General features: G+C 50.4%; 15 protein-coding genes and 1 pseudogene. 3 read left to right on the top strand and 13 right to left on the bottom strand.

Features of this window, described 5'->3' with window-relative positions; translation table 11 throughout:
- A pseudogene (locus tag ACESLU_RS01715) lies at positions 1–181 on the bottom strand (hypothetical protein); the annotation flags it as partial.
- Positions 182–260: 79 nt separating this feature from the next.
- Complete coding sequence (locus ACESLU_RS01710) at positions 261–1,148, bottom strand: mechanosensitive ion channel family protein (protein ID WP_372634245.1); 888 nt, start codon at positions 1,146–1,148, stop codon at positions 261–263.
- 142 nt (positions 1,149–1,290) lie between these two features.
- Between ACESLU_RS01710 and secG the strand changes: the two genes are divergently transcribed.
- Positions 1,291–1,695 (top strand): preprotein translocase subunit SecG, encoded by a 405-nt coding sequence (gene secG / locus ACESLU_RS01705; RefSeq protein WP_372634243.1) that lies wholly within the window; start codon positions 1,291–1,293, stop codon positions 1,693–1,695.
- 261 nt (positions 1,696–1,956) lie between these two features.
- Here the strand turns inward: secG and ACESLU_RS01700 are convergent, their stop codons facing one another.
- The 3 genes from ACESLU_RS01700 to ACESLU_RS01690 all read right to left on the bottom strand — a co-directional run bounded on the left by ACESLU_RS01700 (position 1,957) and on the right by ACESLU_RS01690 (position 4,520).
- Positions 1,957–2,952 (bottom strand): alpha/beta fold hydrolase, encoded by a 996-nt coding sequence (locus ACESLU_RS01700; RefSeq protein WP_372634240.1) that lies wholly within the window; start codon positions 2,950–2,952, stop codon positions 1,957–1,959.
- Positions 2,953–3,085: 133 nt separating this feature from the next.
- Positions 3,086–4,132 carry an LLM class flavin-dependent oxidoreductase gene (locus ACESLU_RS01695; protein WP_372634237.1) on the bottom strand — a complete coding sequence of 349 codons (1,047 nt, stop codon included), beginning with the start codon at positions 4,130–4,132 and terminating at the stop codon, positions 3,086–3,088.
- Positions 4,133–4,223: 91 nt separating this feature from the next.
- Positions 4,224–4,520 carry a hypothetical protein gene (locus ACESLU_RS01690; RefSeq protein WP_372634234.1) on the bottom strand — a complete coding sequence of 99 codons (297 nt, stop codon included), beginning with the start codon at positions 4,518–4,520 and terminating at the stop codon, positions 4,224–4,226.
- Positions 4,521–4,710: 190 nt separating this feature from the next.
- On the opposite strand from ACESLU_RS01690, the gene ACESLU_RS01685 reads away from it, so the two are divergent.
- Positions 4,711–5,775, top strand: a complete 1,065-nt coding sequence (locus ACESLU_RS01685; RefSeq protein WP_372634230.1) for an alkaline phosphatase family protein — start codon at positions 4,711–4,713, stop codon at positions 5,773–5,775.
- A 135-nt stretch (positions 5,776–5,910) separates the two neighbouring features.
- Here the strand turns inward: ACESLU_RS01685 and mnmE are convergent, their stop codons facing one another.
- Complete coding sequence (gene mnmE / locus ACESLU_RS01680) at positions 5,911–7,323, bottom strand: tRNA uridine-5-carboxymethylaminomethyl(34) synthesis GTPase MnmE (protein WP_372634228.1); 1,413 nt, start codon at positions 7,321–7,323, stop codon at positions 5,911–5,913.
- A 236-nt stretch (positions 7,324–7,559) separates the two neighbouring features.
- Between mnmE and purU the strand changes: the two genes are divergently transcribed.
- Complete coding sequence (purU, locus tag ACESLU_RS01675; protein WP_372634224.1) at positions 7,560–8,396, top strand: formyltetrahydrofolate deformylase; 837 nt, start codon at positions 7,560–7,562, stop codon at positions 8,394–8,396.
- A gap of 305 nt (positions 8,397–8,701) precedes the next feature.
- Here the strand turns inward: purU and ACESLU_RS01670 are convergent, their stop codons facing one another.
- The 7 genes from ACESLU_RS01670 to ACESLU_RS01640 form a co-directional block, all read right to left on the bottom strand.
- Positions 8,702–10,396 carry a peptide MFS transporter gene (locus ACESLU_RS01670; protein WP_372634221.1) on the bottom strand — a complete coding sequence of 565 codons (1,695 nt, stop codon included), beginning with the start codon at positions 10,394–10,396 and terminating at the stop codon, positions 8,702–8,704.
- Positions 10,397–10,577: 181 nt separating this feature from the next.
- Positions 10,578–11,249, bottom strand: a complete 672-nt coding sequence (locus tag ACESLU_RS01665; protein ID WP_372634218.1) for a class I SAM-dependent methyltransferase — start codon at positions 11,247–11,249, stop codon at positions 10,578–10,580.
- A 101-nt stretch (positions 11,250–11,350) separates the two neighbouring features.
- The gene (locus ACESLU_RS01660; protein ID WP_372634216.1) at positions 11,351–12,454 is read right to left on the bottom strand and encodes an AI-2E family transporter; all 1,104 of its coding nucleotides are present in this window, start codon (positions 12,452–12,454) and stop codon (positions 11,351–11,353) included.
- Between the two features lie 219 nt (positions 12,455–12,673).
- Positions 12,674–13,210 (bottom strand): flavin reductase family protein, encoded by a 537-nt coding sequence (locus ACESLU_RS01655; RefSeq protein ID WP_372634213.1) that lies wholly within the window; start codon positions 13,208–13,210, stop codon positions 12,674–12,676.
- A 35-nt stretch (positions 13,211–13,245) separates the two neighbouring features.
- Positions 13,246–13,836, bottom strand: coding sequence for an NADPH-dependent FMN reductase (locus tag ACESLU_RS01650; RefSeq protein ID WP_372634210.1), 591 nt, complete (start codon positions 13,834–13,836; stop codon positions 13,246–13,248).
- 131 nt (positions 13,837–13,967) lie between these two features.
- Positions 13,968–15,050, bottom strand: a complete 1,083-nt coding sequence (gene sfnG, locus ACESLU_RS01645; RefSeq protein WP_372634207.1) for a dimethylsulfone monooxygenase SfnG — start codon at positions 15,048–15,050, stop codon at positions 13,968–13,970.
- Between the two features lie 799 nt (positions 15,051–15,849).
- Entirely contained in the window at positions 15,850–17,022 is a 1,173-nt protein-coding gene (locus ACESLU_RS01640; protein ID WP_372634204.1) for a P-loop NTPase, read from the bottom strand.
- Positions 17,023–17,307: the final 285 nt, after the last annotated feature.

Genomic DNA, 17,307 nt, shown 5'->3' with positions numbered 1-17,307 from the left:
GTTAAAAACCAGGGGTCTTATTCCATACCAGGCCCGAGCGATTTCAAAACGCAGTGTATATCCGCCCCGCTCGCGAGTCAATCCTCCCGGACCCAATGCTGACTTCCGGCGCTTGTGTCAGTTCCGCAATGGGATTCGTTTGCATAAACTGGGAAAGCTGGTTCGTCCCGAAAAACGTATTATAGCCTGCAGGGGAGGATGTTGAAATCGCGAAAATGTAGAGATAGACAAAACAACGGTTTTACGAAGGAATCGTATAATCAGGGATCCCTGTAGATACGCATCGTCGGGTAGGCTAATTCAATGTCGTCGTGTTCCTCAAACGCGTGGAGGATATCCTCCCAAATGGCCTGGGAGATTCCTCTCCGGTTGCGCGGATTCGCAAGATGGCGGATCGTCAGGCATATGCCGCTGTCCTGTACATCCGTATAGACGATTGGAGTGAGATGCCGGTAATAAATAAGGTATGCCTTTTGGGCGCGGCGGACCTGCCGGTCGGCTTTTTCTACGAACTCTTCGAGATGCTTGTCTGTAATTTGCTGCAGGATCTGTTTTGCTTTATCCCAGTCGCTTTCGAAGGTGACAAGCACTTCCAGTTCATTCCAGATAAAATCAAAGTCGCTGGTATAGTTAGCCAGCGCGTCGGAAAAAATCAGGTGATTGGGCACATGGACCACCCGGCCGGTGCTTTGGTCGCTGCGCACCCAGTTGCCGATTTCAAGTACCGTAAACTTAAAAATCCGCAGATCGATGACATCTCCTTTCGTATCGCCCACCTGGATGCGGTCTCCCACTTTAAACGGTTTGCGCCAGAGAATGAACAACCACCCGGCTAAGTCGGAAATCGGGTCTTTAAGGGCGATTGCCAGTCCCGCCGAGAGCAACCCCAGGAAAGTCGCCAGCGACTGCAGTCCCTCAAACCAAATGCGTCCGACAACCAGGAATCCGAGAAAAACGGAGATATACGTGAGGTTCTTGCGCCACTTGTATTGTTCTTTCGCCTCCGGTATGTGCTTGTTAACCGACCGCACGGCGAGGTAGCGAATCAACCATATGATGAAAATAATCCCGAGGGAAAGAAGGACTTTATTGCTTAAGGCCGGCGAGTTCTGAACGATATCTTGTAGTTGGTTCGTGAAATCTTCCACAGAAAAGAACTTTAGGATAATAAATTAACCATAACAGGGTTGATAATACAAGAAAGGAAATTTATTGACATAATAACATTGTAAAAAAAAGGAATATTGAATAACTTAACGGGTCTAACATTTACCGATAGTTGTCTTTCTTATGCTGTATAATATCATTTTAGTTCTTATTGTTCTTGTTTGCATTCTGTTAACTATTGTCGTCCTTTTGCAGCCGGGCCAGGGAGGGGGACTTTCCGGCGGTTTGGCGGGCGGCATGCAGGGCGGGGCCGGCCTGGGGGCGCGCCGCACGGCTGACTTGCTCTCGAAATCCACCAGCGTGCTGGGCGGGGCTTTACTTGTGCTCAGCTTGCTTGCCAACTTTGCTATTGACAGGGGCGGGGCTTCCGAAAGTGCGGTTCAGGAAAGTGGTGTTGAAGCGCCCGCTCAGCAGCAAAATAACTTTGACAACTCGTCTCAAAGTCCCTCTGCGGTGCCCGAAATGCCGCAAAACCAGGGTGGAAACAACGACGCAGGCGGTTCAGGTTCGGACGGCGGAAATAATTAAATTACCTGAACGGATTTTTTTCATTTTCAGGAAATGAAGGGCCCAACTCAAAAGAGGGGGCCCTTTTCTGTTTAATTTAATCTCCAATGTCTACGACATCTCGCAGCACTTCTCTTCCCTCAAGTCCAAGCTAAACCCAACCCGCAAATTAGATACGACCAGTAATATTGCGTACTACCAGGTTAGTTCGCATGCATGCGTGAATACTCGGGGCTATGGGTCCCGGAGCGAGGGATGGAAACCTGCTCTTATAGGACGCACTCAGTTGATCCTGGAAAGCAGGGCTTTCATAAAACGGTCAAACGCTTCGATATGCGGCAGATGCCCGATGCCGTCCAGCTCGATGAGCGTAGCATCGGGGATTTCCCGGGCGGTGCGTTTGCCCAGCTCGGGATACTGTCCCATCGTTGCGGCCACCGAATCGGGAACCAGTCCGGTGCCGAGGGCAGTACGATCGCGCTGGCCGATAATGAGTACGGCCGGGACTTCCAGGTCCGAAAATTCATACAGCACGGGCTGGGTAAAAACCATGTCGGTGGTCAGCGCCTGATTCCAGGCATAGCGCTCGTAGCCGGGCTGGCCGAAAAAGCCCGTCCGCAGGTAGAGCCACTCATCATAGGCGGGTTTCCAGTTGTTGTCGTAATAGCTTTGGGACATATATTGCCTGACGCCTTCATAGGTCTTGTCCAGCTCCTGCCGGAACCAGTGGTCCACTCCCTGGTAGGGCACTTTTTTCTTCCAGTCTTCCAGCCCGATGGGATTTTCAAGAACCAGCGTTTCCACTCTTTCGGGATACATCAGCGAGAAGCGAGTGGCCAGCATGCCACCCATAGAGTGACCCAGAACCACGGTTCGACTGATTCCCAGGGAATCGGCCAACGCCCTGGTATTTCGCGCCAGCTGCTGGAAGGTGTAGTGATAATAATCTGGTTTGGTCGACTTGCCGAAGCCAATCTGGTCGGGAGCCAACACATTAAATCCTTCGTCCAGCAACGCCTGCATTACTTCCCCGAAGTAGGCGCCGTTGAAGTTTTTGCCGTGGAACAGCAGGATGGTCTTGCCATTGGGGTCGCCGGCTTCCTCGTACATAAACGCCATTTCCACCGATTGCTGCTGTGACTTGAAGGCAAAATATTCGGCCGGGTAGGGATAGTCGTAGTCCTCAAGGTTGATGCCGAGAGGGGGACGCCTGTCCTGCCCGAACAGGAAGGAAGTGCTTAAAAGTAACAGGATTACAATAAATATTGACCTTTTCATTGGATGGGTCGGGTTATCCTTAATAGTTAACGATGCAATGTAGTAAATTCCTTTCCCCGGTTACAGGACGATGAAGATATTCCTGCTATCCTCTTCATGGGGGTTTATTTAATCTACTGAAAAATAGCTTTTGTCATGTTGTCGTGAACTCTTTGGCTGAAGGGGATGATTCTTTTCCCCGCATTACTTCGGCAAACAAACGGTGAGATTTAATACGTTCTTCATGATCATAGATATAGGAGGCGATCATGATCTCGTCGGCTTCCGTTTTATTTGCAAATTCCGTTATTTCTTTTTCAACCGTCTGTTTGCTTCCGATAAAGGAATACTTGAGCATCTGTTCTACCGCCATTTTTTCCTTCAGGTTCCAAACGGTATTCATGTCATCGACCGGGGGCGGCATCGGCTTGCGTTCGCCGGTAACGACGCCCATGAACATCTGCTTTAGGGAAGTGGACAGCCATTCGGCTTGCTCATCGGTATCGGCTGCCACCACATTAACACAGGGCATGACGTAGGGTTCATCCAGCTGGTCGGAAGGCTCAAACTTATCACGGTAGACCTTCAGGGCGGCATGGAGCTGCTGCGGGGAGAAGTGGCTCGCAAACACGTAGGGGAGTCCCATCGCTGCAGCCAGGTGGGCGCTGTCGGTGCTGGATCCCAGGATCCACAGCGGAACGTCGGTCCCTTCGCCGGGGATTGCGCGGACACCGGAGCTGCTGTTTTTGGCGGAAAAATACTGTTGCAGCTGCCTGATGTTACTGGGGAACTGGCGCACTTGCTGCATCCGGTCGGGACGGATGGCCCGGGCTGTTGCCTGATCGGTGCCGGGGGCGCGTCCCAGCCCGAGATCGACCCGGCCGGGATAAAGGGTGGCGAGTGTACCGAACTGTTCGGCAATGACCAGCGGCGAGTGATTGGGCAGCATAACGCCCCCCGAGCCGATGCGAATGGAATTCGTAGCTTCCGCTACATAACCGAGTAAAACAGAGGTGGCAGAACTGGCGATGTTCTCCATGTTGTGATGTTCGGCCATCCAGAACCGGCTGTAGCCCATTTTCTCTGCATGCCGGGCCAAATCGCGGCTGTTATGGATGGCATCGGCGGGGGACTGTCCTTCCGTGATGACTGCCAGGTCCAGCAGGGAATAAGAGATGTCGGTAAGTTGTTTAATACTCATTTCTTTGTTTTAAAGTTGCGAAAATTATGTGGTTCATTAGACCGTCGGTCGGTCAGCATTTCTGATTGCGCTACCGGAGGTTGATAACCTGTCATGAAACAGTGCCGGGCACGCTCTTCCGGGAAGCGGTTACCACGCGGTCCGTGGCTACGGTATTGTGTCCCGGGAAGGCATCAAAGAATTCCGGGGAATCCTCCACCACGCCCGGATGTATCGCATTGATGCACACGTCATTTTCCTGTTCTATCGCTGCTGCCGTCACAAAGCTGTTGATCGCCCCGTTAACTGCTGCCAGGTTGGCCGAGGCATAGACCGGGTGCCGGGTCGTCGGAAAGAATACTAACAAAAAAGAAGAATCCTCCGTTTGGCAAAAGGATCGGTCAACCATACTCATTTGCCGGACTGGGTTGACTATAATCATGGAACCTGTTACTGTGATGGTACTGTCAGTGGGAAAGGGTGGAATAGAAACTACCATCCGATCCCGCCGGGCTATGCCTGATCAATTTGTGCGTGGACAGCTCTTTCGACCGGGAATCAATAATCTATGATAACACCTAATCTTTAATAACATTGCCGTGAAGAAACAATTTATACTCTCAGCGCTGATGTTGGTTTGTTACTTTCTTTTTGCCGGCTGGAACACCAAGGCTAAGGCTCAGAATAATTCGCCTACAGACAAAGTGATTCTTATAACCCTTGACGGGCTTCGCTGGCAGGAACTTTTTGCGGGGGCGGATTCTTTGCTTATTGACCATGAAGATTATGTATCCGATGCTTCTCCTTTAAAAGAACGGTTTTGGAGGGAAACTCCGACCAGGAGAAGAGAAGCGCTGCTTCCGTTTATCTGGAATACGATAGCAGAGATAGGCAGCATCCATGGTAATCGCTGGGAGGGAAGTAAAGTGAACCTGACGAACGGGATGGTATTTTCCTATCCCGGGTATAACGAGATTTTGACCGGCAAAGCGGATGATGAGCGTATCAATAGCAATGACAAGATTAACAATCCCAATGTTACGATTCTCGAAAAGCTTAACAAGAGTCTGAAATATAAAGGCAGGGTGGCCGCTTTTGGCAGTTGGGATGTATTTCCGTATATCATTAATGAGCAGCGAAGTGGTGTACCGGTGAATGCAGGTTTCGAGACAGCCGGGAGTGAAAACTTGACTGAAATCGAGCGATTCTTGAATAAAGTCCAGCCCAATACTCCGAGCCCCTGGGGATCGGTTCGCCTGGATATGTTTACCCACAATTACGCGCTGGAGTATATGAAAAGGGAGCACCCGAATATCGTCTATATCGCCTATGGGGAAACGGACGATTTTGCCCATGACGGGAACTACCAGGCCTACCTGAATTCGGCTCACAGCACTGATGCGTTTTTGAAGGAACTCTGGAACTATACCCAGGAAGATCCTTATTACAAAGGGCAAACAACTTTTATCGTGACCACGGATCATGGCCGGGGAACCAAGCCACTGGATACGTGGAGAAGTCACGGATCGGAAATCGAGGGGGCCGGACAGGTTTGGCTGATGACGTATGGACACCGGGCGGAGGCCGGGGGTGAAGTGAAACAGGATGAACAGCGGTACAGTACCGAGGTGGTAAAACGAATTAAAGCAATCACAGGCGAATAGCGGACACCGGTAGCGAACTACAGCGCGGTTATTATTTTCATAACAATACCGGCTAAAAGAAGCGAAACTATAGTATGTTGTTATGGCCCTAAGTGAAAGGATATAAAGACGTTAGCTAACTAAGAAAAAACCACTTCACTTACCGATACAAAAGCGCGAGAATATGGAGTCCAAAATATCCTCGTTGGTGATTTCGCCGGTGATGGACCCCAGGTCTTTCAGGGCTGAGCGCAGGTCGATGGAGAGGAAATCACCGGTCATGCCCTGATCGAGGGCCTGCAGAGCGCTCTGTACGTTCTGTCGGGCTTTTTGAAGGGCGTCACGGTGACGGCTGGAGGTGACCAGCAGGCTTGAGGCGTCGTAATGCTTGTTTTCCAGCGCCCGCTGCTTCATCAGCTTTTTAAGCTCCGCTATTTTTTCACCTTCAAGGGCCGATATCTTCAGGTCGTAATCCATGCGCTCATCCTCCACATCCAGTGCGATATCCTTTTTGGTGCCGATCAGAACGAAGGGGGTATCGCCGGCCGCTTTTTGAAACCGGGCGATATCTTGGCGCTCCGCCGCCGTCGGTTCGCGGGACAGGTCTTTCAGATAAACTGCCAGGTCCGCTTCCTGGAACGCTTTTTGAGATCGCTTGACCCCCTCTGCCTCTACCACATCCTCCGTCTTGCGGAGTCCCGCCGTGTCGGTAAGGATGAACCGGAGGCCTTCGTAGCTCCAGTCCACGTCAATGGTATCGCGGGTGGTTCCGGCGATTTCAGTAACGATCGCCCGGTCTTTGCCCACCAGCGTATTCAGCAGAGTTGATTTGCCGGCATTGGGCAGCCCGATAAAGACCGTTCGAACCCCGTGCTTGACCAGTCGTCCGGTTTCGTAGGTGGCAAGCAGCTTGTCTATCTCTTCTTCCAGCTCGGCGAGCAACTCCCGGAGCTGTTCGCGGTTGGCGAATTCCACATCCTCCTCTACGAAATCCAGCTCCAGTTCCACCATGGCGGTTGCGTCGATAATTTGCTGCCGAAACTCCCTGATATGCTCGCCCAGCCGTCCCTCCAGCTGCTGGTGTGCGGAATCCAGCGCTTTGGCACTTTTTGCGTGAATCAGGTCGGCCACCGCTTCGGCCTGACTCAGTTCCATTTTGCCATTCAGGAACGCCCGCTGGGTAAACTCTCCCGCCTCGGCGGAATGGATGCCGAGGGCCAATACCGTCTCCAGTACGGCCTGGGTGACCAGCACGCCCCCGTGGCAGGAAATCTCCACCGTCTCTTCTCCCGTGTACGACCTGGGAGCGTGAAACAGGGTGGCGAGTACTTCGTCTACCACGTTTCCCTGCGCATTGACGATTTTTCCAAAATGAACGGTATGGCTCTCTTTTTCGGTAAGATCCGCTGCCCGGAAGGCCTCGTTTACTATTTCAATGGCGTTTTTTCCGGATACCCGGATGACGGCAATCCCCCCTTCGCCCACAGGTGTTGCGATAGCCGCGATGGGTTTTCGCTGCGTGACAGGGGCATTATTTGCTGGATCGGATGCTGTCGTCGAATTTTTCATAACAGGTAAATATAACGACTCTGGTGCCGGTAATCAGCATTCATATCGGATGAGGAACAATAGATGGAAAGGGAGGAACGAAAAAGAAAGGTTGACTGGCGCAGATTTTATTTTTACTGTTGGTGCTGCTGTTTGTTGTCTGATCGCGGGAGTGGAGATGGTCGCAGAATAGATATTACGGACGGATGGCTTTGAGTAGAGGAAGCTAAAGGTAAAAATATAAGTCTAAGTATAAGATGGGAAATCAGGTATTGCATATCGACTGTCCGGATGAAAAGGGACTGGTCTACCGGATTACGGAAGTGCTGTATAACTACGGGTTAAATATTGTCAGCAACCAGGAATTTGTGGACGCTACATCAAACCATTTTGTGATGCGTACGGCCTTTGAGGGAGACCGGACGCCCCGCGGTGTGGTAAGGGATCTCAACGAGGCGTTGCCGGCGGCGGCAAACATTCGACAGGCCGAGATTGGCGACCGGTCGATCATTGTCATGGCCACCAAAGAAGCCCACTGCCTGGGAGATCTGTTGCTCCGGAACAGCTATGGCGAAATACCCGCGGAAATCGATGCCGTGATCAGCAATTACGGGGAGCTGGAAGCCCTATCACGGGCCTTTGACGTCCCTTTTCATAAGGTAAGTCACGAGAACCTGGAGCGGAGAGCCCATGAAAAGCAACTGCAGGAAGTTATTGACCGGTATGATCCGGATTATATTGTCCTGGCAAAATATATGCGCATATTTACCCCGGAATTTGTCAACCGCTACCGGGGACGCATTGTCAACATCCATCACTCCTTTTTGCCGGCGTTTATCGGGGCGAATCCCTACAGGCAGGCGTTTGAGCGGGGCGTAAAAATAATCGGGGCCACGGCTCATTTTGTGACGGAAGACCTTGATGAGGGGCCCATTATTGCCCAGGATGTGCTCCCGGTCAATCATTCGCACACAGCCGATCAAATGGCCAATGCGGGCCGGGATGTGGAAAAGACGGTGTTGGCCAAGGCCGTCAAGTTATTATTGGAGGAACGGATCTTTATCCATAACGGGCGAACAATTGTTTTTGAGTGAGCTATGTAAGATGGGCTATTAGCCCTAAAGACAGGGATATAGAGTCTGTATTTAGCTGTATGTTCTTGATTCTGTAATACCGTGCAAAGACACCCGCCCCGGTGGATTACTGCGGACAGCTCCCCCAAACCGGGTGGTGTTCCTGGAAAGGGAACTTTCGGATGAAAATTTTTCTGGTTCTTCACCGATATTAGGGCCGAAGATCCACCAATGCGGTTCGTTGTGGACTGCCGGACGGAAGACCCAATCCACCAGGCAATACGGGGGTAGTATTCCGGGGGACAGGTATTGTAACCAGTTTCTGCCTATTTCACATCCCCCATCAGCTTTTTGACAGGGGGCGCGGCAATCAGCGCCACAATTCCACCGCCGCCTACGATCATAGCGACCCACCAGAAGAGACTTGTGGGTGCAAGCGTTTCGAGCTGTCCGGCCATGAGTCCCGCAAAAAGATTGCCCACGGCCGCGGCGACAAACCAGATGCCCATCATTTGACTGACCCGGCTTTTGGGGGCCAGCTTGGTCATGGATGAGAGTCCCACAGGCGAAAGGCAGAGTTCGCCGCAGGTGTGCAGAAAATAGGTTACAATAAGCCAGGAGGGACTTACGGGATTCGCTTCCGTGGCGTTGGCGGCTCCCCACGACAGCACAAAAAAGCCGGCGGCCAGGCCGAATAATCCCAATCCGAATTTGACCGGGATGGAGGGATTCGCATTTTTGGACGCCAGCCAGGTCCACAGCCACCCGAATATCGGTGCGAAAACAACAATAAAAAACGGGTTGATAAGCTGGAGGGTGCTGGCCGGCGTTTCCCAGCCGATACCGATCCGCTGAATCAGCCACCAGATAAAAATGAGAACGCCTACGGATGAGATGCCGACTACCCATTTGGCAAAATCCCAGAGATCCTCGCGCTGGAAAACCCGGTATACCATGTACAATACCGGGATCGCAATGATCAACGTAAGAATAGAAGCGGTCGTGGCATCCAGCCAGGCAATGTCTCCAATAGAGCGATTGGTAAGATCCTGGGCAAAGAGGTTGAGCGAGGAACCCGCCTGTTCAAAACCGCTCCAGAAGAGCGCCGCCAGGATAAAGAGCCAGAAAATGACCCCTAATTTCTTCTGTTCCTCTCGCGTGTGTCCCCCGAAGAAGATGATATAGCCGAAAAATAAAAAGGTAATCGTCACGGCTGCACCACCCAGGTATTCGGCCAGGGTCTGGAGCGTTATGTTGATAACACCGGAACTCATCAGGAAGGTGAAAGCGACGATGGCACCGGCTGTAACGGAGAGGATCGTGTAAAATTTACGGCTCCGCGCATTGAGGACTTCCCGGCTCTCCCCGGTTTTGAGGTCCCCCGCATTGCCTAAAAATTTATACCCGTATTTATATGAGATCAGTCCGAGTACCATCCCGAATCCGGCCAGTGAGAATCCGTAGTGCCAGTTATAGCCCTCGCCCAGGACTCCGCAGAGCAGGGGACCCAAAATAGCGCCAAAATTAATGCCCATGTAAAAGATAGAAAAGCCGGCATCCCGTCGCGCCCCGCCCTCGGGATACAGGTCGCCCACCATCGAACTGACGTTGGGCTTCAGCAGGCCGGTGCCGATGACAATGAGGGCCAGTCCGAGGTAAAAGAACATGGTGGTGGGGACCGCCATGCTAAAGTGTCCCGCCGCAATAATACATCCGCCGACAAACACCGCTTTGCGCTGACCCCAGAGTTTATCTGCAACCCATCCGCCCGGAAGGGAAAGCACATACACAAAAAAGGTGTATAACCCGTAGATAGCGGTGGCTTTTCCGACACTGAAACCGAGGCCGGGATTGCTTCCCATCGCTTCTGCGGTCATAAAGAGCACCAACAGGGCGCGCATGCCGTAGTAGCTGAAACGCTCCCAGAGTTCCGTAAAAAAAAGTGTTGAGAGTCCCCGGGGATGGCCGAAAAAATCGTTCTTTTGTCCGGTTTGAACCGAGCCTGCTTGTCCGTTTGCCATTGCGTACACCTGTTATCTTACTGTTGCCATTACTCAAAACCCATCGCTTCTGCATGCGGTGCATGATAATTAAAGCGCTATAGTGAAGCAACTTTTAGTAACGGGACCTTAGCACCCCACATTGACCCTACGGCCGGGCCGCAGCTTCCGCCTGAACGCTGTCCCTCAAATGGTCCCCCGATCAGTTATTCTCAAGATAAGGTTTTTGAAAAATGATGACCCGATCGGCCGGGAAATTCAGCGTAGCATCCCAGTAATCGGCGAGCCAGCGGAATGTCTTTTCCGTAAAGAAGGTGACGTGCGTATAATCCAGCCGATAATGCCAGTCGCCAAAAAAGTCTTTATCATCCTCAGCTATTTTAGTCATGATACCCAGGTATCCGCCGGGGCGCAGGCAGCTCCACAGCCGATCCAGTTCTTTTCCGGGATGAAAAAGATGTTCGACCACCTCGGTAGCGGTGATAAAATCGTAGGTCTCCTCGAAAACGGAGGGGTCACGATCATAAAAGGAATCGTAGATACGCATTTCATGTCCCTCTCCCTCAAACATGAGATGCAGGGTGGGTCCCGGTCCCGACCCGAAATCAAGTCCCCTGCTCTCCGGTTCCAGCAGCTCGTTCATCGGTTGAAATAACTGCCCCAGGAAGGCGCGATACCCTTCGTCATCGGGATCATTTTCATGGGTTTCGTAACGCGCAAACTCTTTGTCCCTCGAGGGACGGTCTTCGGGAGTGGCGAAAATAAGGCGGCAGCGTTGGCACTGGTAGTAGTTGCCGGCATAATGCTCGGAGTTGTCTTCATAAAAGTGCCGGACATCAGAATGGGTGCATAAAATACAGGAATCAGGCGGCATGGGGAAAAATAAGCATGGACATTTATTTATTTTTATTTGTAGCGTTAAAGATATGAAATTATGACTGCTTTTGGGAAGGACTCGCTCTACATCGTCCTCTCTTAGGTATGGGAAAACCAATTCTTTATTTTATCAGAAGCTCTGGACCTCTTCTTATCCCGGGTATCTCCTATCAGGTAGGCGTAGGGCGACATAAAGTCAATATGGCTGAAGATTATTTTGACAATGGCCAGCATCGGGATTGCCAGAATCATACCCGCCACACCCCATATTTGTTCGCCAACAATGATAATAACCACGGTAAAAAAGGGATGAATGTCTACTTCAGCCCCGACGACAAAGGGTTCCAGCACATAGCTTTCGATGAGCTGAACGATCGAAAAGATAATGAGTATGCTAAGATACATCTGTGATCCTTCGCCTTGAGCAAGGGCCATAAGCATTAGCAGGGAAAAGCCTATAATATTACCGACATAAGGAATAATAGTTAACAGAGCAGCTATGGCCGAAAGAAAAAGGGCGTTATCAAGGCCGGCGATGGTTAACCCGGCAGAATACAGCACGGCCAGAATAACAATCAGGATGCCTCTTCCGATCAGGTATTTCTGTGCCACCTGGCTCGACTCCTGAATGACGTGCTGTGCCCGTTCTTCCTGATCTTCGGAAACAACTTTGAGAATAAATATAGGAAATCTCGACCGGTAGTAAAGGAGAAGAAACATATAAACCAGGACGAGAAGGGCGTTTGCCATTGCTCCCGTAGAAGAATCGATAAAACTGAGAATTATTGAGCTCAAGCCCCCGGACTCCGAGGAGGAACCCTCTTTAACGATCTTTTGCTGTTCTTCGGGAGAGATTCCAAACGTTTCATGAAAGAACCCCTGCAAAGATATCAGCTGCTTGTTAATTTCTTGTTCTATTTGGGGGAGATCTTCTGTAAAGCTGGCTATTTGTGTTGACAAGAGGGTGCCAATCCCGGTAAAAACCAAAACCAACAACAGGATACAGACAAAAGACGCCAGGGCTTTGTTAAATCCGATCCCTTCCAGTTTAGCAGATAAGGGAGACATCAGCATTGCAAAAATGCCCGCAAAAGCAAGCGGTATTAAGAAATCAGAAGCCAGGTATAATCCGCCGAAGATTAAAAAAAACAGAAGGAGGACCAGGTTTAATTTAACCAGAGGATGTAAATTACCAGCTACCATGAAAAAGGGTATCAATATTGATGAGGATATGGACTTCTATGGGCTAACAACAGCAGTGAAGAGATCATTTCCTCATCAAGTGCGTAAGGGAAGATAACAATGCTCAATCCCTGGTTTGTGACCGGTACACAGTTCTTGTTTTGCAGAAAGTGAAAATAAAGGATCACTGGCCCATGTAAGCGTACTCTCTCTCCGGCTTTCAGGGTTCCTGACAATCAATCATCCCGCCCGTTTCACCGTTATCTTTTCCTCCGGCACCGATTCTCCGACCGATCGATAGGAGCGATCGTGATACAGCACACCCGGACGTTCGTTCTGCTGGTCAATTTCCACTACCTCGCCCACAATGATAGTATGATCACCGGCCTTAAGTTTATCGTATGAACGACATTGAATGACGGTTGAAATATTGCTTAAAATAGGACTGCCGTATGCGCTGCGATAGTAGTCTACATCCTTAAACTGTTCTTCGCCTGTCCGCCCGGAAACGGCAAAATGATCGCACAGGCTGGATTGTTCCGGCTGTGGAATATGTATGGCATAATGAGTAGCCCGGGTTATCAGGTCGTGAATTTGGGCATCGTGATCGATATTGAAAGAGATGAGCGGAGGGGTAAGCGATAAGCTCGTAAAAGAGCCAATGGTAACTCCTCTTTTCTCCTTGCCAATAGCAGCGGTAGCAATCGTTACCGGAAAGGGCAGCTGCCGCATGGCCTTTTTGAGAGATTCAGCCGTTTCTTCTTTGGAAATAGTCATACTGATTATTGGTTTCGTTTAATGTTAGCCGGGAATCAGAACTGGGGTCCCAGCGATGATAAAAAAGTGCTTTCGTCGATATAACGAGACAGTTCAATGGTCGATTTGCCCAGGGTCTGCAACCGTTGAACAATTTCATCATCCACTATTCGGTGGTCGTCAAATTGAGAAGCGTTGATATAGATGCCGCCGCCTACCTGGTATGCCCCAAAAAAGGAAGCGATGGGACCCAGTTCCTGGCTTACGGAAAGGTAGTGGTGGTCTGTGGCACCGGTTGCTATGAGACCGACCGGCCGGTTTTCCAGCGGAGCCTGGTCCGACTGCCACTTACCCCTGGGAATGAGATCAAAAAGATTTTTCAGGACGCCTGAATAGCTCCCCCGGTAGACCGGTGTCCCGATAAGATAGGCCTCGCTACTGACGATGAGTTCCAGTGCCCGGGCCGTATCACCGCTGTACTGCTCCAGTTTCCGGCCGTCAGCGGTTTCAAGATCATATTCTGCCAAATGGAGGAGCTCGGTTTCGATATCAAATGCATCAGCGGCGGACTGCAAGGCTATTTCTACGGCTGTCCTGGTTTTTGAGGGGTTGGAAACACTGCCAACGATACCCAGTAGGTTGCTCATAATAAGTCTGAAAGTCTTTAGTGATAGTTATACAAGTTTTTAAGCCGGAATTATCTCATCCTGTTCAATGAGTATACGTTGAACAGGAATGAGATATACTCCGGATACCAGGGCTAGTGGTAATGGTAGTGTTAAACGGAGACTGTTTCCGTTGGCCTGGTCGACGCTGCTTCTCTTACTGCAGGGATAATCTCCCTACCGAAATAAGGAAGCTCGTCGGTAAAATGGAGAAATCCGGTAAGTACGAGGTCCACGCCGATGCTATCGAGCTGGCGAATCCGTTCGACTATTTGTTCTTTTGTACCGATGAGACCTGTTTTGAACCCATCATTGTATTGAACAAGATCGTTGAAATCGGAATCGGCCCACATGCCTTCGCCTTCCGGTGCCGATTGACCGGCGCCTTTGACTTGCTCTTTAAAGCCTTCCACGGCCTCTTCTGTGGCGTGCTCAATAATGTTTTCCAGCTCTTTTTTTGCTTCCGCTTCGGTGTCACGGCAAATCACGAAGGAGTTTACGCCTACCCTGGGAGGTTCGGTGCCGAACTCCTTGGCATATTGGCGGACCTGGTCAATCTGGCCTTTTATCTTTTCAAGACTTCCGCCGTTGAGGAACAGCCAGTCCGATACCCGGGCCGCCATTTTCAGAGCACGGGGAGAGTTCCCGCCCTGGAAAATGTCCGGGGGCGTGACGGGTTTAGGCTCGCAGGGGGCCTCGTCAATTTGGTAGAAGCGGCCGTTAAAGGAAAAACTTTCCTCGGTCCATAAGCCTTTCAGTACTTTGATAAACTCTTCACTGCGATCATAACGCTCGTCGTGGGCAAGCCAGGGCTCGCCAAAGCGGGTGAATTCATCTTTAAACCAGCCGCTGACCACATTAAGGTGGAAACGCCCGTTGCTGATTCGGTCGGAGGTGGCCACAAAGTTGGCGATGGGCCCCGGGTTCCACTGTCCGGGGTGAACGGCACCGATGAGCCGTAATTTTTCGGTATTGGCAGCAAGAGCGTTGGCAATGCTCAACGCCTCCAGCTGCTTTTCGGCATTGTAACTGCCAAAAAAGCGGGCCTGGGCCAGGCCGTAATCAAAGCCGACCTGCTCCGCAGTTTGCGCCAATTTCTTGTTGTATTCATAGCTCCAATCCGTTTTCATCGGCCAGTCGGTAATGACCAGTCCGCCACTTACGTTGGGAACCCAATAAGCAAATTTTGTATCCATTATGTTAACGCTGTTTCATTTTATAATTGATTAAAGTATACGACCCAAGTTGCTCTTCAGTCGACTGAAAAACCATACCAGTAAATAATAAAAAAGCCCGCTCACCTGTGAAGATGAGCGGGCTTTTGATTTCCTTCTGAGAAAGATCTTTAAAAAATCATGTGAGCATTGCTCTCTTACAGGTGGTTTTCTTGTATGCAGGCATACAACATAGCGCCATCATACAACACATATAAAGAGAGCAGAACATTCGCATGGTTATCACTTTGTAGTCATTTCGTTCAGTTGCCCCTAAGTTAAAAGTAGTATTTTAAAAAACAAAAATTTTTTATGGTTTTGTTTGAAGGGTTCGATTTGCCTGTCCTTTCCCTTTCTCCCGGCCATAAAACCGGGGCTGTCATCCGGCAAAAGGCAGGTACGATACGCAGGCTGTCCGGGTAATGACTGAGCAGCTGTTTTAATTAACGAGACCTTTGCAAAACCGTTGTTCTACCCATTCTCATCATGTTCGCGATTTCAATATCCTCCCCTGTAGTCTTTATATACATATACACCACGGTTTTGAAATTGCTAAGGGGTTGGTTTTGAATAAAACCCCTGGTCTTCCCAAGGTATTATAAAAAGAGAACGCCCTGGATTTAGTAACTTTCAAATCTCTTAAACGTTACCCAAATATAAAAGGAGTCCCCCTTGTGAACCTTATAAGCAAGCGCAAGTCTACACGCAGAATTGACCTGCATAGCAAATAGTTACGATTGGCTCGTAAAGAAAACCGGAAAACGTACCCGGTCACGCGAGGCTACGGGCGAATTTTGATATCTATTTTTTCCGTTGGCTTTTGGTTCTGATTCCGAATCGCCAGTTGTTGAATCACATTATTGGAGAGCTCCACAAAGGCCTGCGCCGACCTCGACTCGAGTCCCTCTTCCAGGACAATCGGTTTGCCGGCATCTCCGCTTTCACGGACGGCCTGTTCCAGCGGTATTTCGCCCAGGAAGTGGGCGCCGATTCGCTCAGCAAGATCACGGGCGCCGTGTTTGCCGAAGATGTGATATTTTTTGTCGGGCCTGTCTTCGGGGATAAAATAGGCCATATTTTCGACCAGTCCCAGCACCGGAACGTTCACTTTTTTAAACATGGCAACGCCCTTTCGAGCGTCATCCAGAGCCACCGTTTGCGGGGTGGACACGATGATGGCTCCCGTCAGCGGCACGGTTTGTACCAGCGTCAGCTGGATATCGCCGGTTCCGGGCGGAAGGTCGAGCACGAGATAATCGAGGTCTCCCCATTCAACTTCTTCCATAAACTGCTTGACCGCACTGGTGACCATCGGTCCCCGCCAGATCATGGCCTGGTCGGGGTCCACCAGCAGCCCCATAGACAGAAAGCGTACGCCATACTTCTTGAGAGGGATCAGCTTTTTCTGGGTTGTGATATTGGGACGCTCATGCGTGTCCATCATCGTAGGGATACTGGGACCGTAGATATCGGTATCCAGCAGTCCCACTTTTGCGCCCGTGCGGGCCAGTCCGCAGGCGAGGTTAACCGCTACCGTGGATTTGCCAACCCCGCCCTTGCCCGAAGCTACGGCGATCACATTTTTGACGCCGGAAAGAAGCTCTTCTTCCTCCTCATTTTTTTGCTGTTTCTTTTTTTTGCGGTGTCCCTGGCCTGGAAAGGCCTGCTCCTTTCCACGATCATCTCCCTGGTCCCGGAATTTAGAAATATTAACCGCCGTAGTGATATCCAGCACGGCCCCTTCGTCCACATACGTTCGAATGGCTTCTTCGCACTTTTCTTTGAGATGGGTCTCCAGCCGGCTGTTTTTTTCGGGGAGATCGATCGTGAACGTAATAAAGCTGTCCTGCACGATAAGGTCCTCAACCATATTGAGGGTGACGAGGTCTTTTTCCATCCCGGGATGCATTACATGGGTCAGGGCCGTGCGTACTTGCTGCTTGTTAATCGGCATTTTAAAAAGGTTGGGTTAAGCTCAATAAAATTAGTTTTAGAAGATAAGGATTTATATCCACATGCTAAACGCATTCACCCGTATTTTCTTACCCGCAACAGATGTCATAGCCCTAAGCTTCTAAATAGCAGTGAGTTGAAGAATTCATTCTTCATTCTATTCAGAAATGCGTATTTTATCCAACTGAAATTATGAATATCCCCAGGTGGGATAGGTAAATTAAGGTGATAGCTTTCCGGGAAGTCCGGTATCGGACTCATCTGTGTCCCTTATGGGCTGGGTTCG

Origin of the sequence: Fodinibius sp. (assembly GCF_041642155.1) — a bacterium.
Taxonomy (GTDB): domain Bacteria; phylum Bacteroidota; class Rhodothermia; order Balneolales; family Balneolaceae; genus Fodinibius.
Note: the sequence above shows the minus strand (reverse complement) of the source record. Positions and strands in the feature narration are given on the sequence as shown.